This is a genomic window from Lysinibacillus louembei (genome assembly GCF_033880585.1).
GTDB classification, from domain to species: domain Bacteria; phylum Bacillota; class Bacilli; order Bacillales_A; family Planococcaceae; genus Metasolibacillus; species Metasolibacillus louembei.
Genome location: NZ_CP137624.1, coordinates 3,714,939 through 3,739,774 on the forward strand (window position 1 = coordinate 3,714,939; position 24,836 = coordinate 3,739,774).

Consider the following 24,836-nt stretch of genomic DNA (forward strand, 5'->3'; position numbering starts at 1 on the left):
TTTGTTATAGTACTATTGTCTCTTAAAACAAAAACCTGTAGGAAAATTAAATTCCCACAGGTTTTTGTTTTACATAAATTCTTTTAACAGTTGATCAAACTGATCCTCTGATAAGCTAATATCAATATCCGTTAATGGTAGCTCTGAATAGCCTGTAATTTTTTCTTGGTAAGAAGTTGTTTCTTGATCATGGTAAATAACACCTGTTACAAGTCCTTCTTTTTCCATTACTGTTTGCATCGCTAATGAACGGTCTGTATGGTCATAGCCCTCGATTTCAGATAACTTGGTTAAATTTTCTTTAAACCAATCATATGTGTTCACTTTATTATATGTTACACATGGTGAGAAGACGTTAATAAATGAAAAGCCTTTATGGTTTAAGCCTGCTTCGATTAATGCTGTCAGCTCTTTAATATCCGTTGAGAAGCCTTGTGCAACGAATGTTGCACCACTTGTTAACGCTACTTCTAACGGTTTTAAAGATGGCTCAATTGCTCCACCTGGTGTCGATTTTGTAATAAAGCCTGCTGCTGAACGCGGCGATGTTTGCCCTTTTGTTAAGCCATAAATTTGGTTATCCATGACGATATACGTAATATCGATATTACGGCGAATTGCATGGATTGTATGGCCCATTCCAATCGCAAAACCGTCACCGTCACCACCTGATGCGATGACCTTTAAATCTTTATTAGCCATTTTCAAGCCTTGTGCAATTGGTAACGCACGACCATGAATACCATGGAAGCCATATGAATTAATATAGCCTGAAATACGCCCAGAACAGCCGATACCTGAAATAACTGCTAATTCATGTGGCTCATAACCTACGTTTGCCGCAGCGCGTTGAATCGCCGCTTGTACCGAGAAGTCACCACAGCCTGGACACCAGTTTGGCTTCACTGCATTGCGGAAATCTTTAAATGTTGCCATGATTAAATCTTCTCCTTCACTAAGTTTGTTAGCTCACGTGGTAAAAATGGTGTACCATCATATTTTAAAATTGTTGATGTTTTGGCATGTGCACCAATATTCATTTTTAAAATATTTGCTAATTGGCCTGTTGCATTGTTTTCAACAACGATAATTTTCTTCGCCTTGTCTGCTAGCTGTGCCATTTCTTCTGCTGGGAATGGGAATAGTAAGCGAACATGTGCATGGTTTGTTTTAATGCCTTCTGCGTTTAATGTTTCCTGTACTTCCTCAATTGCACCACGCGTTGAGTTAAAGCCAACAAGTAAAATATCTGCTTCCTCATGTGGTGCATTAGCATAAATTGGTGTATCAAACTGCAAATAGTTTAGCTTACGCATACGTTTATCCATTTGTGTGCGACGGTTGCCTGTCGCTTCAGATGGCTTTCCTGTTTCATCATGCTCTACACCTGTTACGTGGTGAATACCGCCCTTTGTCCCTGGTAAAATACGTGGCGACACGCCGTCCTCTGTATTTTCATAGCGCTTGAAGTAATCTTTTGTTTCCTCGTCCTCTACTGCCTCGACGATTTTACCACGTTTAATTTCAATTTTGCTATAGTCAAATGGAGCAACAGTTTGCTTCCCTAACGATAGCTGTAAATCTGTCATGATAATAACAGGTAATTGTAATTGCTCCGCGATATTGAATGCTTGAATTGTATCAAAAAATGCTTCTTCCATTGTAGAAGGGGCAATGACCACTTTCGGAATTTCACCGTGCGTGCCGTATAGCATCGCCATTAAATCTGATTGCTCTTGCTTCGTTGGTAAGCCTGTTGATGGGCCACCACGCTGCGTATCAATAATAACAAGCGGCTGCTCTGTCATACCAGATAAGCCAATTGCCTCAACCATTAAAGAAAGTCCTGGGCCTGCAGATGCTGTAAATGAACGTACACCGCCATAGTTTGCGCCAATTGCCATCGTTGCTGCCGCAATTTCATCCTCAGTTTGAATGACTGCACCACCAACTAATGGTAGTTTTTTAATCATGTATTCCATAATTTCAGATGCTGGTGTAATTGGATATGCTGCCATAAAGCGAGAGCCAGCTGCCATTGCGCCAAGTGCAATCGCATCGTTGCCAATCATAAATAGACGACGCTGCCCATCAGCTGGTGCTAAAGCCCATTCCCCAACACGGTCACCAATTTGTTCAGCGATGGCTTCACGCCCTTTTTGAATCGCCTCAATGTTTTTCGCGACAACTTCCTCACCTTTGCGTCCGAAAATTTCTTCTACAACGCTTTGGAATACCGTTTCATCTAAATTTAACAAGGCAGTTGTTGCACCGATTGCCACCATGTTTTTCATTAATGATGTACCTAATTCTGATGCAATTTCAGTAAAAGGCACTGCAAATAATGGTGCTACACAGTCTTCAGGTGCTACTGGCTCAAAGCGTGCATCTGCCAAAACAATGCTTGTTGATGTTAATTCTTTATAATTAACATCAATTGTCTCTTGGTCAAATGCCACTAAAATATCTAAATCGTCCGCAATCGAACGAACCTCTGTCGGACGTACTGTAATTTTATTATTCGTATGGCCACCTTTAATACGAGAAGAGAAATGACGGTAACCGTATAAGTGATAGCCTAAACGGTTCATCGCAGTTGCGAAAATTTCGCCTGTACTTTCAATACCTTCCCCTTGTTGCCCACCGACTTTCCATGAAAGCTGATGTAACATATAAACATCTCCTTAAATTCCGTTTTTATATATGAATTTCCTACATTAGTTTAACACGAAGATGGTGTCTGTACTATTGTAAATATGTAATTCTGCAAAATTTCAGTCCTTTGGCTGAAAAAAAGTCTAGTTTTTAAATAGGATTTGTCTACTTATTATTTTAATATAACTTATAAATACCCCATATAAACTAATGAAGCCAATAAATACAAAGCTAATCATTAAATGCTTGACCACATCTAGTGGCAAATGCATACTTAAAAAATGCTTGCTCAACAAATAATAAACGATGCTGCAGCATATAAAAATATGAAGAAAAAAGGAATAGACAGCCCATCTATTTTTTTGAAAATGCCAGCATGCTATCGTTACTACATAACAAGGCATAACAATAACAAAAAATAATAAAAGCCCAATATGTACAGTTGCGGCTCCTTGTACAGTGCTACTGGGCATAGTATAAAAGAGCAGGCTCATGAAAATCGCAATGATTGGGTTCACAATAAAGAAAAAGGATGTTTTCATTTTACTTCTCCTTTGGTCTTATTTTTATCTCGTACTGTTCCATCTAGGTCACACAAATAAAAAAGCCGCCAACTTAGCTCTCACTAAATTGACGACTTTGTACGTTATCGGTTTCTTTTTTCTACAACCAACTTAAGTGCTGTTCGATCTTCCCCTGCAATCGTAATATCTGCAAATGCTGGTGCGCAAATTAAATCAGTGCCGCTTGGTGCTACAAAGCCTCTTGCAATCGCGACTGCTTTCACGGCCTGGTTGAGTGCTCCCGCTCCCACTGCTTGCATTTCCACGAAGCCTTGCTCTCGAATGACGGCAACCAATGCACCTGCAACAGAATTTGGATTTGAGCGAGATGATACTTTTAATGAATCCACAACTATTCCTCCCCATTTTGCATGATCGAGACAACTTTTTATTTATTGTCTGTAGGTCATTGTATGCTTGAAGGGAATGGAACATGACAAATAGATTAGAATTACTGTATATTTTTATAAAGAGGGGGAATTGGCATGAGAGAAAAAACATTACGCATTTGTGAAAAAGGGCATCGCTATTATAAAAGCACTGATTGTAATACATGTCCAAAATGCGAGCAAGAAAACAAACCTGTGGAAGGTTTTTTAGCGAGACTTTCCTCACCAGCTCGTAATGCATTAATTCATGAGGGGATTACAACATTGGAGCAGCTTGCACAGCATACAGAAAAGGAAATTTTAAAGCTGCATGGCATCGGTCCAGCATCAATGCCGACAATGCGTGCTGCATTAGAAGAAAAAGGACTAAGCTTTAAGTAAAAAGCTTAGTCCCTTTGTTATGGAGTGAATGGATAATCCTCATTAATATAAATACGCTCTTGGCGCAATGCTTTACCTGTTTTATCATCAACCTCAACGAAAAAGGCACTTAGCACTTCACGTCCTTTTTTCGGCACTTCAAAGCGTGCAGGCATATTTGTTTGGAATTTATAAATAACGCTATCCTTCATCATTCCTAAAATTTCATCGTATGGTCCTGTCATGCCGACATCTGTAATGTAAGCTGTTCCATTTGGATAAATGCGTGCATCTGCTGTTTGCACATGTGTATGTGTGCCAACGACTACCGATGCCTTTCCGTCTAAATGCCAGCCTAAGGCAATTTTTTCACTTGTTGCTTCTGCGTGGAAATCGACAAAAACAAGTGGTGATATTTTGCGTGCCTCTGCTACTAATTCATCTGCCATTGCAAACGGATCTTCATGAGGTGGCAAAAATACACGTCCATGCAAATTAATAACCGATAATGTCACATCATTTTTCGTAATTTGTGCTACACCTCTACCAGGAGCATCCTTCGAAAAATTAGCTGGACGAATTAAATAGTCTACATCATCAATAAAATCAAAAATATCTTTATTGTCCCACGTATGATTTCCCATCGTAATCACATCAATGCCCATTTGCAATAAGTCATTGTAGATATTACGCGTAATGCCACGACCTGCTGCCGCATTTTCTCCATTAGCAATCACAACATCTACTTTATATTTACTTTTCAAGCGTGGTAAATATTTAGCTACCGCATCGCGACCGATTGAGCCAACAATATCCCCAATAAATAAAATTTTCATTTGTTCATCCACCCATTTCTAAAATATATAGAGGGCTGTTGGTGAGCAGATAAATATCTGCTTTCCCTACAGCCCCCTCTCTATTGCTATTTTGCGTACTCTACTGCACGTGTTTCACGAATTACTGTTACTTTAATATGCCCTGGATAATCAAGTTCTTCCTCAATACGCTTACGAATATCTCGCGCTAAGCGATGTGAGGTAATATCATCGATTTTATCAGGCTGAACAATAATGCGCACTTCACGGCCAGCTTGAATCGCATAAGATTTTTCAACGCCATCATAGCTTTCTGAAATTTCTTCTAGCTTCTCTAAGCGACGAATATAATTTTCAAGCGTTTCGCTACGTGCACCCGGACGTGCTGCTGATAAAGCATCGGCTGCTGCAACAAGTACTGCAATAACAGAAGTTGCCTCTGTATCCCCATGATGCGAAGCAATACTGTTAATAACAACTGGATGCTCTTTATATTTTGTTGCAAGCTCTACACCAATTTCAACATGGCTTCCTTCCACCTCATGATCAATCGCCTTACCGATATCATGTAAAAGACCTGCGCGTTTTGCTAAAGTTACATCTTCTCCAAGCTCTGCTGCCAGTAAACCAGCAAGATGGGCAACTTCTATAGAATGCTTTAAAACATTTTGTCCGTAGCTTGTACGGTACTTCATACGACCTAAAATTTTCATTAAGTCTGGATGTAGGTTGTGAACACCAACTTCAAATGTTGTTTGCTCACCTGTTTCGCGAATTTGCTCATCCACTTCACGACGAGATTTTTCAACCATCTCTTCAATTCTTGCTGGGTGAATACGTCCGTCTTGCACAAGTTTTTCAAGTGCCATACGAGCTGTCTCGCGGCGAATTGGATCAAATCCAGATAAAATAACTGCTTCTGGTGTATCATCAATAATTAAATCGATACCTGTTAACGTTTCAAGCGTACGAATATTACGCCCTTCTCGCCCAATAATACGTCCCTTCATTTCATCATTTGGCAAGTTTACAACAGATACTGTTGTTTCTGCCACATGATCAGCTGCAAAGCGTTGTAGTGCTAACGATAAAATTTCGCGCGCTTTTTTATCAGATTCTTCTTTCGCACGTGTTTCTGATTCCTTCGTCATTACAGCAATATCTGTCGCTAATTCATTTTCTACTTCGCTCAAAATAATCGCTTTCGCTTCTTCTCGCGTTAATGCAGAAATACGTTCTAGCTCTAGTTTTTGGGCTGTAACGAGTTCTCCCACTTTGCCTTCCATCTGTTCAATATGCTGTTGTCTGTCCGTTAGAGCTTCTTCCTTACGCTCTAAACTGGCTTCTCTTTTATTGAGAGTTTCATCCTTGCGGTCAAGATTTTCTTCTCTTTGCAATAAACGGTTCTCTTGTTTTTGAAGTTCTAAACGACGTTCACGAATGTCATTCTCTGCTTCATTTCGAAATTTGTGAGTTTCATCTTTCGCTTCAAGTAGTGCTTCTTTTTTCAATGCATCTGCTTCACGTTTCGCTTCTTCAACGATAGACTTTGCAGTATGCGTAGCACCCGTGATTTTTGAGTCATTCACTTTTTTCATGTAGAAATAGCTAACAGCGGCACCAACGATGAGTCCAACAAGCAAAGCGGAGATGCTTATAATTACTTCCATCATACTAAACACCTCCAAGTGCCAATTTCATGTTGTTTTTATTGATTAACTGTTGTAAACAATTAATCATTTTTCATTTCAATTTTTAGAAATTATACAATTTTAATTGTATAGTTCTGTCATTGCGCTGTCAAGGATTGCCGCCATATGTATGACATATTCTTTACAATCATTGCTAAAAAAAGTTGATGGAAAAATGATACGTTACACTACTTTTTTCATAAAATTTTGCACCTAGTATTGTGCTTGATGGACAGAGGTACCTGTTACTTTTTTGAATTGTTCATCATTCAAAAAAGCTATTTGAAGGGTTGTCCCCTTCAAATAGCTTTAGTTACTTTTATTTTTCTTCATCTAATAATAATGCTAATTCTTCATCCATTTCTTCATCTTCCTCATGACCACCAATTGTGTAGTTTGAAGCTGCAATACCATAAGACTGACGGATTCTATCGGCAATTTCTTCACGTACAGAAGGATTTTCCTTTAAAAATTGCTTCGCATTTTCACGACCTTGCCCTAAACGCTCATCACCATATGCATACCAAGAACCGCTTTTTTGTACGATATCTAGCTCTACGCCTAAGTCGACAATTTCGCCTTCCTTCGAGATACCTTCCCCATACATAATATCTACTTCTGCTGTACGGAATGGTGGTGCTACTTTATTTTTTACGATTTTAATTTTCGTTTTGTTACCAACCATATCATTGCCTTGCTTAATTGTTTCTGCACGACGTACCTCTAAACGAACAGAAGAGTAGAATTTTAATGCACGGCCACCTGGTGTAGTTTCAGGATTACCAAACATAACACCAATTTTTTCACGAATTTGATTGATGAAAATTGCTAATGTTTTTGATTTGTTAATCGCACCAGATAGCTTACGTAATGCCTGTGACATTAAACGCGCTTGTAAACCTACGTGAGAGTCACCCATCTCACCTTCAATTTCCGCTTTCGGCACAAGTGCTGCTACGGAGTCAATAACTAAAATATCGATTGCACCACTTCGTACTAATGCTTCCGCAATTTCTAAAGCTTGCTCCCCTGTATCAGGCTGTGATAGTAATAGCTCATCGATATTTACACCTAATTTTTGTGCATAAATTGGATCAAGCGCATGCTCCGCATCGATAAATGCGGCTTGTCCACCTGCTGCTTGTACTTCTGCAATCGCATGTAGGGCAACAGTTGTTTTACCAGAAGACTCAGGTCCATAAATTTCAATGATACGTCCACGTGGATAGCCACCTACTCCTAATGCTGCATCCAATGCTAACGAGCCGCTTGAAGATGTTGCAATTTCACGATCTGTCGTTTCGCCAAGCTTCATAATAGAACCTTTACCGAATTGTTTTTCAATTTGTTTTAACGCCTGTTCTAAGGCTGCTTTACGATCACTCACTATAGTTGTTCCTCCTCTAAAAAAGGTTAGATTTGTTTATAACACTACTATACTTGTTCTTTGAGAAAATAGCAACAAAAAAGCGAACGTATTTTCGTTTTTGTTTGAAAATAAAAATTTGGACATAAAAATATGCCCAAATTTTATTTTTCATTAAGCAATCGCAATAAATAACTACATGTAAATTTCACAGCTCGTAAACGATTTGTATTGCGCATACCTGAAAGCTGTAATTTATATGTTTGTACCTCTTGTCCCTCAATGCTAATGCCGATCCATACAGTGCCCGCAGGCTGCCCACCATGCATATCTGGTCCCGCAGCACCCGTTAAGCCAATCCCAACATTTGTGCCAAATTTTGCACGTACGCTTTGTGCCATTGCAGCTGCACATTCACTGCTTACAACGCCGTATTGAGCAAATAATTCAGGGGCAATGCTAAGCTGCTCTATTTTTGCTTGCTCATTATATGTGATAACACCACCAACTAAAGTGCCACTTACCCCAGGTACCTCCGCTAATTCAGATTGGAATAAACCAGCTGTTAAGCTTTCAGCTGCTGCAATCGTTAAATTTTTGGCTAATAATATTTCCACAGTTTTCGAGGCAAGTGAATCATCATTAATGCCATATTGAAATTGTCCAACAATCGCTTGAATTTCTGCTACTTTAGCATCAATTAAAGCAAGCGCCTCCTGCTCATTGGCAGCCTTCGCTGTAACGCGCAATGTGACCTCTCCATCCGATGCTAGTGGCGCAACCGTTGGATTTGTTTGGCTGTCTAAAATATGCTGCACAGCAACTTCTAGTTCCGCCTCTCCAATACCGTAAAAGCGCATAACATGGGATACAATCACCGCGCCATCTGTCAAGCGAGCTGCTAGCTTCGGCTTTGCTTCAAATTGAAACATCGGCTCTAGCTCCTTCGGTGGTCCAGGTAATAAAATATAGGTTTTGCCATTTTGCTCAAAAAGCATCCCTGGTGCCATACCATGATGGTTTGCTAACACATCACACCCCGCTAATACTAATGCCTGCTTGCGATTATTTTCTGTCATTGGTCGACCTAGACGTTCGAAAAACGCTTCAATATACGTCAATGCTATTTCATCAAATGCCAGCTCTACACCTAAATGACGTGCAATCGTTTCCTTTGTCAAATCATCCTTTGTTGGTCCTAAGCCGCCTGAAAAAATAATGATATCCGCACGCTTCTCAGCAGCTGCTATTACTTCCTCAAGTCGCGCCGCATTGTCACCAACTACTGTATGGTAATAAACATTGATGCCTAACTCTGATAGCTGACTCGAAATAAATTTGGCATTTGTATTGGCAATTTGTCCAAGCAAAAGCTCTGAGCCAACTGCGATAATTTCTGCATTCATAAAGGATAACCTCTCTTTATTTAGAATCTAGCAGCACACGACGGTTTAAGTAGAAATAATCCCAGCCAGACCATATTGTGAAAAATAGTGCTACATAAAGTGCAATTTTATCAAATGGAATGCCCATCATCGTAAAAATCGTATTATGTAGTAGCAACGCTGAGATTGCAACAATTTGTGCCCATGTTTTAATTTTCCCTAATTGATTTGCGGCAACAACTTCACCCTCACCAGCTAAAATTAAACGCAAGCCTGTCACAGCAAACTCCCTGCTAATAATAATGATGACAATCCATGCTGGAGCTAGTTGAAGCTCTACAAGCAAAATAAGGGCAGCAGATACTAATAGTTTATCTGCTAACGGATCTAAAAACTTCCCAAAATTTGTGACTAAGTTATACTTTCTCGCATAATAGCCATCTACCCAGTCTGTAACAGAAGCAACGATAAAAATCATTGCGCCAACAAAATGGTGAACGGGCATTTCAGCGCCAAAAAAGGTCATATTTCCCCATCCAAAATCAAACATTATAACAATCATAAAAAGGGGGATTAAACAAATGCGCGAAACTGTAATTTTATTTGGAATATTCATGACTAAACACCTTTCATTTTAAAACAAAGAAGCCATATACATCGACATGGCTACTTTGTTGATTATTGTTGAGCTAATTGAATAATATAGTTTTGTATTACTGAGTCAGATGTCGAAGTCACCAGCTCATCATTCACATACACTTTCACAAAGGCATTGCGTCCTAAACGAATTCTTACATAGCCATCCGCTGTTGCATCGTACTCAGCTATTTCACCTTGGAAATATTCTTTTCCTAAATTGTCCGTTCCCTGTGCATTACGGAAGGCAATCCAGCTGCTGTTTTCAGCAACTTCTGTACGAATTTTTAATTCTGTCGTACCCGTTACTTCGAACATAACATCCTCGCCATTAATAGCCGTTTGTGTAACTACCTGTGTTGTTACTTCTTCAACAGGCTCTTCTTCCTTTTCTTGCTCCTCTGGCTTCTCCGCTTCCTCTTCGCTGTCTTTGTCTTTATTGTCAGCTATCCCTTTATTATTGTCCATTTGCACCGGTGTTTGCGTTTCACCTTCTTCTGGTGGCAATTTATTTGCCGCCTTTTGCTGGTATAAGTACCATGAAAAAACAATAATCACAACAATAAATAATGCAGCGATAATCATCGGCATCATTTCTAATATTTTATTGGAGGACCTTGGTGTAATTCGACGTCGTCTCGTATTTTGCGTATAGGCCTGTGCAACCTCTTCCTGCTGAGCACCAGGCACATCCTTTTGATAGTTCGCTAATACCTCTTCCGGGTCTAGTCCAACCGCCTCTGCATATTGTTTAATAAATGCTCGTACATAAAATGAGCCAGGCATAATCGAATAGTTACCTTCTTCAATTCCTACTAAATAGCGCTTTTGAATTTTTGTTACTTCCTGTAAATCATCTAAGCTAAGCCCTTTAGCTAATCTCGCTTCTTTCAAGCGAGCTCCTAAATCTGTCAACAATAACACCTACTTTGCTAAAAATTAAATCCTCCAAAATCAGAGCTTGACATCATATCGTTTTTTTCGATAATTTCGTATGTGATTTCTTCATCAGGGTGTGTCCGAATTTCAATGATATAATCGAAATCTTCAATCGTATATTGCGAATGCTGCACAAAAATATCTGGATGCTCAATCACTTTTATTGTCGGCATGCTCATCATCTCACGCACAAGCTGCTGATGCCTTTCATCCGTCGATTTTCGTGTGACAACACCATCTAAAATAAATATATTATTGCTACTAAATTCATCCCCCATAAGCGAGTTACGAATTGTTTGCTTAATCATTGTCGATGAAATAAAAATCCATTTTTTATTGGCACAAACGCTTGCAGCAACAACAGACTCTGTTTTTCCAACTCGCGGCATCCCACGAATACCGATTAATTTATGACCATCTTGCTTAAACAGCTCTGCCATAAAATCAACTAAAATCCCCAATTCATCCCGCACAAATCGGAAAGTATTTTTTTCATCAGCATCTCTTGGAATATATTGACCATGTCGCATTGCTAAACGATCGCGCAATTTTGGCACGCGAAATCTTGTGACATTGATATTATCCATCGTCGTCACAATCGATTGAAAGCGCTGAATCGCCTCATCATTCTCCGACTCCAGCAACATACCTCGCCTTTGCTGTGCAACACCATTAATCGACACAATATTTACACGCAGCATACCTAGTAAAGATGAAATATCACCTAATAAACCAGGGCGATTCACTTGAATTTCGTATTCAAAATACCATTCGCTCATCAAAATCCGTCCCTTTCATTATAGAAACGTAAAATCACTTTATAAGTTCCATCATAGCTGATTTTACAACGTATGAAAAGTTAGAAACAACGCTTTTCCCACTATATTTTAAATTTTTTATTCTATATGCTCTAATGAAAAGGAGCCAATTTTATCATGATGCAGTAGAAACGCCCATCTCTATAAGTGATGCGATGAATACTTAGACTACCCTTCATTCAGTGGGTGTCCAAACACTCACTGCATCCTAATAAAGCCTCCGGCGGATGTCAGGGATTTTGAAAGGAGGCCTGCACGACGCAGGTCAGTTAACCGTTGTCACAGGATGTGACGCTTTTAGGTTAACTTCTACTTAAGTGCAAGCACAATGCAAAATCCCGACGCAATTACGCCAAGGCATAATTGATTTAAAATTAATACTTTCACGAATAAAATATGTAAAATTTAACACAATCCAAATACCTTTATTAAAAGAAAATAAAATTTATAGCCATTAGCAGGATGTTTTATCCTTATATGAGCATTATAAGAGCCTCTATAAAACATACAAAACTTATGTTTACAGCGTTCACAAAATAGCAAACGGTTGTCTGAAAAGCAGCGCTAACCTGCTTTCAGACAACCTATTGCGGTTTGCTTTATTGTACTCGATTATTTTGCACAAGCTTGATGAGACAGCTTGCCAAGGCCTTTTTCTCATCAGATTCTGCCACTGACCATAAATCTGATAGCACACGCTCCTGCTCGTTTTTCGGGTCAACATGTTCCGCTAAGTAGTTACCAATTTGCACAGCGGCTTTTTCAATGACTTTGTTTGGCATACCGCTGTCTTTAGCATCCTCTACTTGAGCGCCTAAAAATGTTGTCCATTGTTGCCAGTTTTCTAAAATGCTCATCCATTTTCGCCTCCTTTGCACAATTAGTATTGGCAAAGGGGACTCTATATATACCAACCGCCATTTAAATGAATGATTTGACCTGTCACATAGTCCGCCTGACCACTTATATAAAAGGCACATAAACGCGCTACGTCATCCACTGTGCCTAGCTGTTGCAGTGGAATTTCACTTACAAGCTGCTCACGCTCTACGGCATCAATATGACCATTCATTTTAGTATCGATAAAGCCTGGTGCAATGGCATTTACTCGAATACCATTATAGGCTACTTCCTGTGCATATGCCTTGACAAAGCTATGCTGTGCTCCTTTGACAGCAGAGTAAACAACTTCTCCTGCTGCCCCTGCCGCTCCCCAAATGGAGCCGATAAATAGCACATAGCTTACGCTATTTACACGTAACTTAGCGGCAAGCTGCTGTAAAATAAGCATCGGCGTTTGCACATGTACTTGCCATAATGCTTGCATCTTCACAGCAGAAATATCTTCAAGCAAGCCATATAATGCATGACCATTGGCAAAAACAATTGCTTGTAGCGTAAAAATTTGTTGTGCTAAATGTGTTGCAGCATCCTCATCTGTAAAATCTGCCTGCACGCTGAAAAACTCTTGCTGCGGAAATTCAGTTGTTAGTTTCTCTACTAATTCCGTCGTTGGCTGTGTCGCATAATGCACATAAAGCGACCACCCTTGCTGTGCTAAATGCTGGCAAATAGCTGTGCCAATTTCACCTGAAGCACCGCAAACTAATGCATATTTTTTCATTATTTGCGCTCGCTTACGGGTAAAACTTTAAAGACAGTTTGCTGTGCCTCACCTTGAATTGTTTTGAAAGCCTCTGCAACGTCTTCCACAGTAATCTTTTCAAGCACTGGCACAACATCAAATAAATTCATGTCATTAAATTTATAGCGTGTGAATTGGTTTGCAATAAATTCAACAGAGTTTAATGCACGTAGGAAAAATCCTATTTTTTTGCGTTTAATACGCTCCACATCAATCGCTGTAAATAATGCTTTTTGCTGTGCTTCAGCAAGCTGTGCTTTAATGGCTTCGACAAGCTTTTCATGCTTCGGTGTATCGGAGCCGATTAATGCAAAGCCGTAGCCTTGCTCTAACATGAAATCATAGGAATACGTTTCATCAATTAAACCATCCTCATAAATTTCCGTATAAAAATCAGAGGCACGACCAAATAAGCATTCCAAACCAATCTGTACAGCAAGCTCATGCTTTAACATCTCTTCTCCTGACAAATCCGTTTGCTTCGCTTTTAAGCCAACATAAACTTTCGGTTTTTGTACATCCATATGCAGGACACGTTCTGCTACAGCAACATCTGTCGGCTCTTCCTCAAAAATACGTGTTAACGGTGTTGGCTGTGGGAATGTTTTGCGCTTTTGATTTTCTTCAATAACCGCCATTATTTCCTCAGGATTGACAGCACCGATAACAAATAACAGCATATTAGATGGATGATAAAAAGTATTATAGCAAGTGTATAAATAATCTGCTGTAATATGGTCAATTGACTCAATTGTACCTGCGATATCAATTTTCACTGGATGCTGATGATACATGTTTTCAATCGTGCCAAAATATAAGCGCCAATCTGGTAAATCATCATACATCGTAATTTCTTGACCGATAATACCCTTTTCCTTATTCACCGTTTCCTCTGTGAAATAAGGCTCTTGTACAAAATCGAGCAATGTTTCTGTGCTTTTATAAATATGGTCTGTTGCCGAAAATAAATAGGATGTGCGCGTAAATGAAGTGAAAGCATTTGCCTGAGCACCTACCTCGCTAAATTTTTGAAATACATCGCCATCTTCCTTTTCGAACATTTTGTGCTCTAAAAAATGAGCAATGCCATCTGGCACGGTAATCGGCTCTGTTTCACCAATTGGCACGAACGAGCGATCAATCGAGCCATATTTTGTTGTAAATGTTACAAACGCCTTGGAAAAGCCTTTTTTCGGCAAAATATAAACATCTAAGCCATTCTCTAGCTTTTTGTAATAAAGCGTTTCATCTAGCTGTTGAAATTCAATTGCTTGCATTTTCCAGCTCCTCCTTGCCACATAGGAAATAAATTGCTTCGCGTTTTACTTTTAACGACATTTGCTGTACATCTTCCTTCGTTACATCGCGCCAATTTTTTGCCCATTCGTCTACAGAAAATGCTGTAGCTAAGTTTTTATATTGGTCATAAATTTCAATTTGCCCGCGTGCAGAATCTAATGCTTCTTTTAATTGATTAATCAGCATTGCCTTCGTCTGTGTTAATTCTAAATCTGTAATTTCTCCATTTTGTATCGCAACAAGCTGCTCGTCAATAACTTCAATCGCCTTTTTCTCATTGTTTGGCTCAATGCCTGAAACAACAAAGATAAGACCATAATGCGATGCATAGGAGCTCGATGCATAATAAGCTAAGCTTTCGCGTTCACGCACATTCATAAAAAGCTTTGAATGCGCATAGCCCCCGAAAATCCCATTAAAAATTTGCATTTTCGGGAAATCTGCATCACCAAATAAAACAGGTGTACTATAGCCAATGTGTAACTTACCTTGCTTCATATCCTGCTGCTCCTTCGTATAGCTATCACCTGGCTGGTTAAGCGCAACAAGCATTTCTTTTTCGTGCAGTTCACGATCAGCAAATGGCAGTACTTGACGTAGCTTTTCAATCATCGCCTCTTCATCAATATCGCCAACTACATAAATATCGATGATATCATGTGCCAGCATATGTTCATATGCCTCCTTCAAGGATTCAGGTGTAATTGCAGCAACTGTTTCAATCGTACCGTTCGCCGAAATGGATGCAGCATGATTTGGACGCATAATTTGTGTTAATCGCTGCTGTGCATAACGTGCCTTGTCATCAAAAACTGAATGGATACGTTGCATCACCATATCTTTTTCACGCTCTACAATGGATGCGACAAAAGCACCATCTTGTAGATTTGGTTTGAAAATAGATGTGTGCAATAATTCTAGCACTTCGTTTAATACATTACTTTGTGCTAAATATTGGTCATTTACAGCTTCTACATTCATCAGTACAGTATGCTCATTTCCTCGCTTTGACGTATCGAAATAAAGCATTGTACCAAATAAATCATCTAAATAGCTGCGGTACGCAGCAGATGTTGTAAATTTTTCATTGCTGTGCTGTAGCACATTTGTTAATACAGTGCGATGTGCTGCATCCTTTTCGGATAATGCAGCACGCCATTTAATAGAAAAATTCACTGTTTTGAATTGCGTTGTTTGTCGAATATGTAGCGAAACACCTTTCGCCAATTGTGTCGTTGAAAACAAAAAAATACCTCCCTAGACTAAAGTCACAAGCTTAATTACATGTTGTCGTTATCGTATGCAAGCCTTATAAAAACCATGTTTATTTCTACTATAACACGCTTATACTACCCAAGCGCAAAATTATTATTTAGTATGGCGTAATTAGGAAACAAATATGCTACAATTTTTATTTATTAGTTAGACTACCCCAATATTCAATTATGCCTCAGCTACCTAGTGAAAAACTTTCATTAAACAAAAACAAGGGCTGTCGGAAAAGTCCAAAATCACTTCCAAACAGCCCGAAACCAAGTTTTACTTATTTGTTTTAAATCTTAGCGAGAAGGCGCTAAGTCCAATGTTTTTAACCTTGCAAAAACAGCAATGGCTGTCTGAAAAGTGGCGCGTTAGCCTACTTTCCAGACAGCCCTCTCTTTTATCGCTTACCTTTAATATATGGCTGACCACTTGCTTTTGGTGCATTGGCTTTACCGATAAATCCTGCTAACGCTAAAATCGTTAACACATAAGGTAAAATCGTTAAAAATACTGGTGGAATATCTTTTACATATGGAATTGTGCTTCCAGCAATTGATAATGCTTGCGCTAAACCGAAGAACAGCGCTGCACCCATTGCACCGATTGGATGCCATTTTCCGAAAATCATTGCAGCAATCGCCATGAACCCTTGTCCATTAATTGTTGCGTGGCTAAAGTCATTCGTAATTGTTTGTGAATAAACCGCACCACCAATTCCGGCAAGAGCCCCTGAAATCATCACGGCAATATAGCGCATTTTCGTTACATTAACTCCCATTGTGTCAGCTGCCATTGGGTGCTCCCCAACCGCACGTAAGCGCAAACCAAATGGTGTTTTAAAAATAACGAACCATGCCAAAATTGCGACAGCAAATGCCAATATCGATGTACCGTAAATATTATGGAATAACAAAGGCCCGAAGAACGGAATATCTGCTAATAATGGTACATCAAAGCGTGGGAAACGTTCAGAAATGAAGTCTGTTTGTCCACGACCTTCGAAAATCATTTTTACTAAAAACAACGCTATTGCAATACCTAATAAGTTTAATGCTACCCCTGTTACCGTTTGGTCAGCACGGAAAGCAATTGCGGCTACTGCTAATAGTAATGAGAACAAGGCACCGATTACCATTGCCACTAAAAGTGCTACCCACGGTGTAAAGCCTCCAAGTGTTTCATACGTAAATAAGTTAAAAATAATCCCTACAAAGGCACCGATTACCATAATACCTTCGATACCGATATTCACAACGCCTGAGCGCTCAGAGAACACGCCACCGATTGCGGCAAAAATAAGAGGTGCTGCGTAAAATATAGCAGAAGGGACGATAAAATATAAGATATCTAAAAAGCTCATATTATTTGCCCTCCTTTTTCTTTCCAAACTTTTCTAAAGCAAGACGAATTACATAGCCTGATGCTACGAAGAAAATAATTAATGCGATAATAATCGATACGATTTCTAATGGGATGTTTGCAGCATTCGGCATGTTTGTTGCACCGAATTTCAATGCACCAAATAGCGTGGCACCAAATACAACTCCAAGCGGCGTATTTGCCCCTAGTAATGCAACGGCGATACCATCAAATCCAATGCCCGTAAAGCCGCTTCGAATCGCCATATAGCCAAATGTACCTAATGCTTCCATTGCACCAGCTAAACCAGCGAATACCCCTGAAATTGTCATCGCTAAAATAATATTTTTCTTTACGCTCATACCAGCATATTCAGCTGCGTTTTTATTAAAACCTACCGATTTTAATTCAAAGCCTAGCGTCGTACGCTCTAAAATGAACCACATAATAAATACCATAACAATGGCAATGACAATACCCCAGTGCAAGCGAGAATATTGCGTAAGCTCCTCAAGCCATGGTGAGCTTAATGAAGCAGTTTGAGCAATATTATCTGTACGCTCTCTACCTGACCAAGATTTAATCAACGCATTGGCGATATGGAGCGCCGTATAGTTCAGCATAATTGTAACGATTACTTCATGAATGCTAAAACGCGCTTTTAAGTAACCAGCAATAAATGCCCAAAAAGCCCCTGCTGCTGCTGCTGCAATTAATGCTAGCGGCAAATGAATCAATTTGGGTAAGCCTTCGATAGCAAAACCAACATAAGTTGCTGCTGCCCAGCCCATAATAAGCTGCCCTTCCACCCCGATGTTGAATAAACCTGTTCGGAATGCGAAAGCAACGGCTAAACCAGCTAAAATATATGGTGTGATTTGGCGAATTGTTTCACCAATCGTATAAATATCTCCAAATATACCATTCCATAATGCAGTATATCCTTTAATTGGGTCGTAGCCAGTCACAACCATTACAATTGCACCAACAATTAGACCTAAAATAACTGAAATTATAGGAACGAGAATATTAATTGTGCGATTGCTCACTTTATTCGTCCCCTTTCCTTGCTGCCTTCGTTTTTGTTTGACCAGCCATTAATAAACCTAGCTCCTGCTCTGTTGTTTCATTAGCATTTAATGTATCCACAATTTGCCCATCATAAATAACGGCAATGCGGTCAGAGACGTTCATTACTTCATCTAGCTCAAAGGAAATTAATAACACGGCCTTCCCTTTATCGCGTTGCTCAATTAAACGACGGTGAATAAATTCAATTGCACCAACATCTAAGCCTCGTGTTGGTAATGCTGCAATTAATAAATCTGGATCGCGGTCTACTTCGCGTCCAATAATTGCTTTTTGCTGGTTACCGCCCGATAATGCACGCGCTGGTGTTGACTCACCATGCCCTGTTCGCACATCGAACTCTTCAATCACTTGCTTTGCTTTTTGTGATATTTTTTTATAGTCAATAATGCCATATTTCGAAATAGGCTCTTTGTAATATGTTTGCAAAGCGATATTATGACCAATTGTAAAATCAAGCACTAAGCCATGCTTATGACGGTCTTGTGGAATATGACCAATACCTGTTTCTGTAATTTGACGCGGCTTTTTATTCGTTACATCTTGTCCATTTAATACGACTTTACCGCTTTTAATTTTGCGCAAGCCTGTAATTGCCTCGATTAATTCAGATTGTCCGTTTCCATCAATCCCTGCAATCCCTACTATTTCACCTTTACGCACAGTTAAATTTAAGCTTTTTACTTTTTCAACTCCACGATAATCAAGCACAACTAAATCTTGAATGTTTAATGCTTCATCTTTTGGATTTGATGGCGATTTTTCTGTTTTAAACTCAACTTGACGACCAACCATTAATTCTGCTAATTCGTCCGGATTCGTTTCAGCTGTTACAACAGTTCCAATTCCTTCACCTTTACGAATAATCGTTACGCGATCAGATACTTCCATAATTTCATTTAGTTTATGCGTAATTAAAATAATGGACTTTCCTTCTGAGATTAAGCGCTTCATAATATCGATAAGCTCTTTAATTTCTTGTGGTGTTAATGATGCTGTTGGCTCATCAAAAATTAAAATTTCAGCACCACGATACAATGTTTTTAAAATTTCTACACGCTGCTGCATACCAACAGAAATATCTTCAATTTTCGCATAAGGGTCAACATCTAAACCATACTTTTCAGAAAGTGCCGCGATGTTTTTAGCAGCCTCTTTAATATTGACTGTTCCACTTTTTGTCGGCTCATTGCCTAAGACGATATTTTCTGTAACAGTAAAGTTTTCTACAAGCATAAAGTGCTGATGCACCATTCCAATCCCTAAATCATTCGCTACGTTCGGATCTGCAATTTTCACAGCTTCCCCGCGCACTTTAATTTCACCAGCTTCTGGCTGATAAAGTCCGAATAATACGTTCATTAAAGTCGATTTACCTGCACCATTTTCTCCTAATAATGCATGAATTTCGCCTTTTTGCAGTTGGAGGGTGATATTATTGTTCGCTACAAAGCCTCCGAATTCTTTACGGATGCCTAGCATTTCGATCACGTATTCCAATCGTTTCACTCCTTTAGGCACAATTTAAATTAAATATATAAAGACAAATGCTCAGCTTAGACCGTGAGCTTGTTTGTGTTTCCAAAAATTAACACATGGGTTTGTCGGAAAAGCTAAAATAATAGATTTACCTCGATTAGCATATTATTTGGACGACCATAACACTTTTCTGTCATGTTAAATAATCGCCACACTTTGTAACATCTTCGAGTAAAAATGGACTGGAGTTAGCCGTAAGCACAATTCATCCGGCATCCCCACCTATTAACTTTCAAACTTACTACAATATAATTCAATAGCTTTCTACAAATTCTAGCTGTTATTTACAGCTAGAAAATGGAGCTGTCTCAAAATGACTTTTTAGACAGCTCCACGCGCCGAGGATAATAGCATGATTATGCGACTACCGCAGAAGCACGCACATTTTTAGAAAACCATTAGAATGAGTGGTTTGACACTCCTTAAATTGGACAAATATCGGTATTTATCCTCTCTCTATGTAAGATAAAGAGCCTTCCTTTGAACCAAGATAAGGAATGCCGAGAAAGGTTTTGCCTTTCTTGACATCCCTTCATTCATTATGAATTCATTATTTTACATCATCTGGATGTGTCGGTACTTTGATTTCGCCAGCGATGATTTTTTCTTTGAATTCTTCAACTACTGCTAATACATCCTCAGTAATTGCACCGCGAGAATCAGCAAGACCTACGCCGCCTTCTTTTAATCCATAAACAGTTGTTTGACCGCCAGGGAAGTCGCCTGCTTTTGTACGGTTTGCAATATCAATAACTGCGTTACCTACGCCTTTAACCATTGAAGTTAATGTTACGTTTTGGTCACCAACTTGTCCTTCTTCGTATTGGTCTTTATCTACACCAATTACCCATACATCAGCGTTAGCATCTTTTTCTTTACGCTCTTTCGCTTCTGTGAATACGCCGTTACCAGCACCACCAGCAGCGTGGAAAATAATATCTACGCCTGAAGAGTACATACGGTTTGCAATCATTTTACCGATATCTGCTTTGTCGAAAGACTCTGCATAATCTTCTTCAATGATAATATCAGGGTTTGCAGCCTTTGCACCTGCGATAAATCCAGCGTGGAAGCGCTCAATTACAGGAATTTTTAATCCGCCCATAAAGCCGACCTTACCTGTTTTAGACATTTTAGCAGCTGCTACACCAGCAAGGAATGCACCTTCCTGCTCATTGAATAGTACAGATGCTACGTTTGGCGCATCTACAACACCGTCAATGATTGCTAATTGTGCGTCTTTTTGTTGGCTTGCGATTTTACCCATTGCATCTTCAAATAAGAAGCCTACACCGAATACTAAATCGAAGTCACGACGGATTAATGCATTTAAGTTTGTGTTATATTCTGAATCTTGTTTTGATTCTAGGTAGTCAAAGCCGCCATCGCCTTTTTCTAAACCGTTATCTTTACCGAATTGTTGGATACCTTCCCAAGCAGATTGGTTAAATGATTTATCATCAACACCGCCTGTATCTGTTACCATTGCGATTGAAAAATCGCCTGTTGAAGTTTCAGAACCTTTGTCAGTTGAACCATTTGTACCTTCATTTTCTTTTTTCTCATCATCTGCACCACATGCACCTAAAATTGCACCTGTTGCAACAACAGAAGAGATTAATAAACCAAATTTACGCTTTTTCATTAGTGAATCCTCCCAGAAAGGTTTTTTAGTCATTAGCAGGAAATAAAATCTGTTCTACACCCTTTTTCTTACTACATGGAAGCTGAACTTATCAGCTCTAAAATAATTTTTAGAATATAAAACTACTCGATCATTATCATCATAATGAAGCTGCTTCAGAACAAGTAACGCTGTTTCTGGACCGCAGTCCAATATTGGCGAAACCTCTTCATGAAAGCCTATTGGATCGATGTATGTGACCGCATAGTTGACATGGATAGCACCCGATTTTTCAAGTGCTGAAAAAAGAGATATATCCTGATTATTAACAAATTGCTGCGGTAAATAGGTAGCTGGCACTTTATCAATACAATAAACGACCGGCTCTCCATCCGCTGTTCTTACACGCTCAATCGTGATCACATTGTCATCACTGTTGGTTTGAAAACGCTTTACATCATCCTCAGTCGATTTTTCTTCTGTTGCTTTTATAAAAATCGTGCCTGGTGTCATTCCTGCTTGCTCAATCATGGATGAAATACTCGACAATTGTTCAATTCCCGAAGTAAACACTGGCTTAGGATTGACAAATGTTCCTACACCATGCCGACGGATGATAACGTTTTCTTCCTCCAACAATCGTAGCGCCTCGCGTAGAGTGGCACGACTTACTCCAAGTGATTTAGATAGCTCAAATTCAGAAGGTAATTTTTCATTTTCTTGATAAATTCCTTTTTCAATATCTGATTTTAAGCGATCAATCACTTGTAAGTATAAATGACGGTGATCTGTTTTAATTGTCACTTTTTCACCACCACCAACAAAGAGATCAGACATCTGATGTACAACATTCCTACTAATTCGTTTTCAATATAACATTTTTGCTAGCGCTTGCAAATACATTTTTTAAAAAGTGTGACGGAATCGTAAATTTTATATTAAATTTTGAACAAAAATAAAGTATTCAGAAAAATCCGCTATCTCTATTCCCCTGAAATGCTATGTTTTGCCATCAATACTTGGCGTGGTCTACTACCATCTGGCGGACCAACTACCCCACGCATTTCCATTTGATCCACAATGCGTGCAGCTCTAGCATAGCCGATACGAAAACGTCGTTGTAGCATGGATACTGAGGCACTTTGCTGCTCCATAACGAGCATCACCGCCTCATCATATAAATCATCCGTCTCCTCCATCACATCTGTTTGAGGCACTTCGGTCGGAATCATCGACTCCTCATATTGTGCTTTTTGCTGTTCTATGACAAAATCAACGACAGCCTCTACTTCCTTGTCCGATACAAAGGCACCTTGCACACGGACTGGCTTTGATGCTCCAGCCGGTAAAAACAGCATATCTCCTCGTCCAAGCAAACGCTCTGCACCGCCCATATCTAAAATAGTGCGTGAATCAACTGCCGAGGATACAGCAAAGGCAATACGTGAAGGAATATTCGCTTTAATAATCCCTGTAATAACATCTACAGATGGACGCTGTGTGGCGATAATTAAATGAATACCTGCTGCACGTGCCATTTGCGCCAAACGTGTAATCGCATCCTCTACCTCATTTGATGCAACCATCATTAAATCCGCCAACTCATCTACAATCACAACGATATATGGTAGCTTTGCCTGTTGCTCTGTATTTATCACATTATGCTGTTCGATATGCTCATTATAGCCCTCGATATTGCGGGTGCCTGTATGCGAGAATAAGTCATAGCGGCGTTCCATTTCTGAAACGATTTTTTGCAATGCCTGTGCAGCCTTACGTGGATCTGTCACAACAGGTGCAAGCAAATGTGGAATACCATTATATACAGTTAGCTCCACCATTTTCGGGTCAATCATCATCATACGCACTTCATGTGGAGCCGCTCGCATCAATATCGAAATAATAATGCCGTTAATACATACACTTTTCCCACTTCCCGTTGAACCAGCAACGAGTAAATGCGGCATTTTGTTCAGCTCAGCAAGCATAGCCTGTCCCGTTACATCTCGACCGAAGCTAATTAATAGCTTGCTCGCCGCTCTATTATCAGGCACTTCAATTACTTCCCTTAATGTAACGATAGCCACCTCATTGTTTGGCACTTCAATACCGATAGCCGATTTCCCGGGAATCGGTGCTTCTAAACGAATATCCTTTGCGGCTAATGCTAATGCTAAATCATCCTGTAAGCTAACAATTTTGCTTACTTTGACACCGACATCTGGCAATACTTCATATTTTGTGACAGCAGGACCTAAATGCACTTGTACAACTTTTGCTTTCACACCAAAGCTTAACAGTGTTTGCTCTAGCTTTTTTGCATTTGCTTGAATAATACTATATTCCCCACTTTGGTCATGCGCAGGAGGCAATTGTAATAGCTGTGTAGAGGGCAATGTATACGGACTTTCAGATTCCTTCATTTGCACAGGCACATCAAGTACCTCCTCCATTACTTCCACTTCTTCCATGATAGGCTCTTCTTCGCGAATTTGCGGCTGTGTAAAGGCTGAAATAATCGGCTCTTCATGCACAATCGTTTCCTCTGTTGCAAGCACCTCGGTTTCAGAAGTTACCGCCTTGGATGAACGACGTTTTTTTTCTTTCTTTTGTGGTGTTAGCTTTTTCTTCATCGCAGGTGTTTTTTCAATAATGAAGGGAACGAGCGCTTTACCTGTCACTAATATAATACCTATAAACAGCAATACCCATGCAGTTACCTTTGCACCAGTTGAATCAAATAAAACATGCAGTATGCTAAATAGCAATGCACCTATCATGCCGCCACCAAGCGCCTGTCCTCTATTGGCAACACCGTCCATTTCAATTAAAAGACGCCATGTTTCGCGTAAAACCGAATTGGAGAGAAGTGCATTTGCTTTGTGCAATTCCTCAAAAAGGAGACTATGACTAAACACAGTAAGGCTGCATATAATGAGTGATACACCAATAACAACTCGATTTTTCATTGTGACACCACGGCGTCTTACCATAAGCATCGATGCAACTAATACGAGTAAAAACGGGATAACGAAATGCAAATTGCCAAATAAAAATAAAGCGATTGATTGCGTAAAACGGCCAACAATACCATATTCAAAATAAATAATAATTGCATAAGCAATACATAAAATTCCTACGATTTCATAGGCAAGCGGGTGCCATTCTTTTTTAGCAGCCTTTAATTGTTTTTTCTTTCCTTTATTGTTTGCCATTTCACCTGTTCCTTTCTTGCTAGCTTGAAAAAGATGATTGATATCAGACATGCTGTGTCCTGTAAAGAACGTTTACTCTGCCAGGTACCTAGCACAGAGATATGCGCCTGTTAAATAGCTACGACCTTTATCTAGTTGAAAAAAGGATTCCCTTATGCCATAGTTGGCACAAGAAAATCCTTTCCT

21 protein-coding genes are annotated in these 24,836 nt (G+C 39.5%); 1 reads left to right on the forward strand and 20 read right to left on the reverse strand.

Translation table 11 applies throughout. The features are described from left to right. Nucleotides 1-69 precede the first annotated feature (69 nt). The 3 genes from R6U77_RS18605 to R6U77_RS18615 all read right to left on the reverse strand — a co-directional run bounded on the left by R6U77_RS18605 (nucleotide 70) and on the right by R6U77_RS18615 (nucleotide 3,568). Complete coding sequence (locus R6U77_RS18605) at nucleotides 70-936, reverse strand: 2-oxoacid:ferredoxin oxidoreductase subunit beta (protein ID WP_293921247.1); 867 nt, start codon at nucleotides 934-936, stop codon at nucleotides 70-72. A gap of 2 nt (nucleotides 937-938) precedes the next feature. Further along, complete coding sequence (locus R6U77_RS18610; RefSeq protein ID WP_319836781.1) at nucleotides 939-2,672, reverse strand: 2-oxoacid:acceptor oxidoreductase subunit alpha; 1,734 nt, start codon at nucleotides 2,670-2,672, stop codon at nucleotides 939-941. 629 nt (nucleotides 2,673-3,301) lie between these two features. Continuing rightward, nucleotides 3,302-3,568: a stage V sporulation protein S gene (locus tag R6U77_RS18615; RefSeq protein ID WP_042472077.1), complete on the reverse strand. Its 267-nt coding sequence runs from the start codon at nucleotides 3,566-3,568 to the stop codon at nucleotides 3,302-3,304. Between the two features lie 135 nt (nucleotides 3,569-3,703). Here R6U77_RS18615 and R6U77_RS18620 point away from each other — a divergent pair, with 135 nt between their 5' ends. Next, nucleotides 3,704-3,988, forward strand: coding sequence for an RNA polymerase alpha subunit C-terminal domain-containing protein (locus tag R6U77_RS18620; protein ID WP_293921251.1), 285 nt, complete (start codon nucleotides 3,704-3,706; stop codon nucleotides 3,986-3,988). A gap of 17 nt (nucleotides 3,989-4,005) precedes the next feature. Here the strand turns inward: R6U77_RS18620 and R6U77_RS18625 are convergent, their stop codons facing one another. From R6U77_RS18625 to R6U77_RS18705, 17 genes are all read right to left on the reverse strand, one after another. Next, entirely contained in the window at nucleotides 4,006-4,803 is a 798-nt protein-coding gene (locus R6U77_RS18625) for a TIGR00282 family metallophosphoesterase (RefSeq protein ID WP_319836782.1), read from the reverse strand. Between the two features lie 86 nt (nucleotides 4,804-4,889). Next, nucleotides 4,890-6,452, reverse strand: a complete 1,563-nt coding sequence (gene rny, locus R6U77_RS18630; RefSeq protein ID WP_319838398.1) for a ribonuclease Y — start codon at nucleotides 6,450-6,452, stop codon at nucleotides 4,890-4,892. Between the two features lie 340 nt (nucleotides 6,453-6,792). Next, nucleotides 6,793-7,860, reverse strand: a complete 1,068-nt coding sequence (recA, locus tag R6U77_RS18635; protein ID WP_293921253.1) for a recombinase RecA — start codon at nucleotides 7,858-7,860, stop codon at nucleotides 6,793-6,795. A 143-nt stretch (nucleotides 7,861-8,003) separates the two neighbouring features. After that, the gene (locus R6U77_RS18640; protein WP_319836783.1) at nucleotides 8,004-9,245 is read right to left on the reverse strand and encodes a competence/damage-inducible protein A; all 1,242 of its coding nucleotides are present in this window, start codon (nucleotides 9,243-9,245) and stop codon (nucleotides 8,004-8,006) included. A gap of 16 nt (nucleotides 9,246-9,261) precedes the next feature. Further along, nucleotides 9,262-9,840 carry a CDP-diacylglycerol--glycerol-3-phosphate 3-phosphatidyltransferase gene (gene pgsA, locus R6U77_RS18645; RefSeq protein ID WP_319836784.1) on the reverse strand — a complete coding sequence of 193 codons (579 nt, stop codon included), beginning with the start codon at nucleotides 9,838-9,840 and terminating at the stop codon, nucleotides 9,262-9,264. 62 nt (nucleotides 9,841-9,902) lie between these two features. Further along, nucleotides 9,903-10,775 (reverse strand): helix-turn-helix domain-containing protein, encoded by an 873-nt coding sequence (locus R6U77_RS18650; protein WP_406601061.1) that lies wholly within the window; start codon nucleotides 10,773-10,775, stop codon nucleotides 9,903-9,905. A 17-nt stretch (nucleotides 10,776-10,792) separates the two neighbouring features. Then, the gene (locus R6U77_RS18655; RefSeq protein WP_293921258.1) at nucleotides 10,793-11,578 is read right to left on the reverse strand and encodes a DUF3388 domain-containing protein; all 786 of its coding nucleotides are present in this window, start codon (nucleotides 11,576-11,578) and stop codon (nucleotides 10,793-10,795) included. Nucleotides 11,579-12,216: 638 nt separating this feature from the next. Next, nucleotides 12,217-12,474 carry a DUF3243 domain-containing protein gene (locus tag R6U77_RS18660; protein WP_293921259.1) on the reverse strand — a complete coding sequence of 86 codons (258 nt, stop codon included), beginning with the start codon at nucleotides 12,472-12,474 and terminating at the stop codon, nucleotides 12,217-12,219. Between the two features lie 44 nt (nucleotides 12,475-12,518). Continuing rightward, a complete protein-coding gene (ymfI, locus tag R6U77_RS18665) occupies nucleotides 12,519-13,241 on the reverse strand; it encodes an elongation factor P 5-aminopentanone reductase (RefSeq protein ID WP_319836785.1) in 723 nt (240 codons plus the stop codon). Then, on the reverse strand, nucleotides 13,241-14,539 hold the full coding sequence (gene yfmH, locus R6U77_RS18670; protein ID WP_319836786.1) for an EF-P 5-aminopentanol modification-associated protein YfmH: 1,299 nt from the start codon (nucleotides 14,537-14,539) through the stop codon (nucleotides 13,241-13,243). The genes ymfI and yfmH overlap by 1 nt, the downstream gene beginning before the upstream one ends. Next, nucleotides 14,526-15,806, reverse strand: a complete 1,281-nt coding sequence (gene yfmF / locus R6U77_RS18675) for an EF-P 5-aminopentanol modification-associated protein YfmF (RefSeq protein WP_319836787.1) — start codon at nucleotides 15,804-15,806, stop codon at nucleotides 14,526-14,528. Before yfmF ends, yfmH begins: the two co-directional genes overlap by 14 nt. A 415-nt stretch (nucleotides 15,807-16,221) precedes the next feature. After that, complete coding sequence (locus tag R6U77_RS18680) at nucleotides 16,222-17,184, reverse strand: ABC transporter permease (protein ID WP_293921263.1); 963 nt, start codon at nucleotides 17,182-17,184, stop codon at nucleotides 16,222-16,224. 1 nt (nucleotide 17,185) lies between these two features. After that, nucleotides 17,186-18,232 carry an ABC transporter permease gene (locus R6U77_RS18685; protein ID WP_319836788.1) on the reverse strand — a complete coding sequence of 349 codons (1,047 nt, stop codon included), beginning with the start codon at nucleotides 18,230-18,232 and terminating at the stop codon, nucleotides 17,186-17,188. 1 nt (nucleotide 18,233) lies between these two features. Beyond that, nucleotides 18,234-19,772 (reverse strand): ABC transporter ATP-binding protein, encoded by a 1,539-nt coding sequence (locus R6U77_RS18690; protein WP_319836789.1) that lies wholly within the window; start codon nucleotides 19,770-19,772, stop codon nucleotides 18,234-18,236. Nucleotides 19,773-20,361: 589 nt separating this feature from the next. After that, on the reverse strand, nucleotides 20,362-21,456 hold the full coding sequence (locus R6U77_RS18695) for a BMP family lipoprotein (RefSeq protein WP_319836790.1): 1,095 nt from the start codon (nucleotides 21,454-21,456) through the stop codon (nucleotides 20,362-20,364). Nucleotides 21,457-21,510: 54 nt separating this feature from the next. Next, on the reverse strand, nucleotides 21,511-22,239 hold the full coding sequence (locus R6U77_RS18700; RefSeq protein WP_293921381.1) for a GntR family transcriptional regulator: 729 nt from the start codon (nucleotides 22,237-22,239) through the stop codon (nucleotides 21,511-21,513). A gap of 179 nt (nucleotides 22,240-22,418) precedes the next feature. Continuing rightward, a complete protein-coding gene (locus R6U77_RS18705) occupies nucleotides 22,419-24,650 on the reverse strand; it encodes an FtsK/SpoIIIE family DNA translocase (RefSeq protein WP_319836791.1) in 2,232 nt (743 codons plus the stop codon). Nucleotides 24,651-24,836: the final 186 nt, after the last annotated feature.

What these genes read in the sequence shown, in the direction of transcription:
- R6U77_RS18605 (WP_293921247.1), bottom strand. Translation starts at nt 936, where the DNA reads ATGGCAACATTTAAAGATTTCCGCAATGCAGTGAAGCCAAACTGGTGT.
- R6U77_RS18610 (WP_319836781.1), bottom strand. Translation starts at nt 2,672, where the DNA reads ATGTTACATCAGCTTTCATGGAAAGTCGGTGGGCAACAAGGGGAAGGT.
- R6U77_RS18620 (WP_293921251.1), top strand. Translation starts at nt 3,704, where the DNA reads ATGAGAGAAAAAACATTACGCATTTGTGAAAAAGGGCATCGCTATTAT.
- R6U77_RS18625 (WP_319836782.1), bottom strand. Translation starts at nt 4,803, where the DNA reads ATGAAAATTTTATTTATTGGGGATATTGTTGGCTCAATCGGTCGCGAT.
- rny (WP_319838398.1), bottom strand. Translation starts at nt 6,452, where the DNA reads ATGGAAGTAATTATAAGCATCTCCGCTTTGCTTGTTGGACTCATCGTT.
- R6U77_RS18640 (WP_319836783.1), bottom strand. Translation starts at nt 9,245, where the DNA reads ATGAATGCAGAAATTATCGCAGTTGGCTCAGAGCTTTTGCTTGGACAA.
- pgsA (WP_319836784.1), bottom strand. Translation starts at nt 9,840, where the DNA reads ATGAATATTCCAAATAAAATTACAGTTTCGCGCATTTGTTTAATCCCC.
- R6U77_RS18655 (WP_293921258.1), bottom strand. Translation starts at nt 11,578, where the DNA reads ATGAGCGAATGGTATTTTGAATACGAAATTCAAGTGAATCGCCCTGGT.
- R6U77_RS18660 (WP_293921259.1), bottom strand. Translation starts at nt 12,474, where the DNA reads ATGAGCATTTTAGAAAACTGGCAACAATGGACAACATTTTTAGGCGCT.
- ymfI (WP_319836785.1), bottom strand. Translation starts at nt 13,241, where the DNA reads ATGAAAAAATATGCATTAGTTTGCGGTGCTTCAGGTGAAATTGGCACA.
- yfmH (WP_319836786.1), bottom strand. Translation starts at nt 14,539, where the DNA reads ATGCAAGCAATTGAATTTCAACAGCTAGATGAAACGCTTTATTACAAA.
- R6U77_RS18680 (WP_293921263.1), bottom strand. Translation starts at nt 17,184, where the DNA reads ATGAGCTTTTTAGATATCTTATATTTTATCGTCCCTTCTGCTATATTT.
- R6U77_RS18695 (WP_319836790.1), bottom strand. Translation starts at nt 21,456, where the DNA reads ATGAAAAAGCGTAAATTTGGTTTATTAATCTCTTCTGTTGTTGCAACA.
- R6U77_RS18705 (WP_319836791.1), bottom strand. Translation starts at nt 24,650, where the DNA reads ATGGCAAACAATAAAGGAAAGAAAAAACAATTAAAGGCTGCTAAAAAA.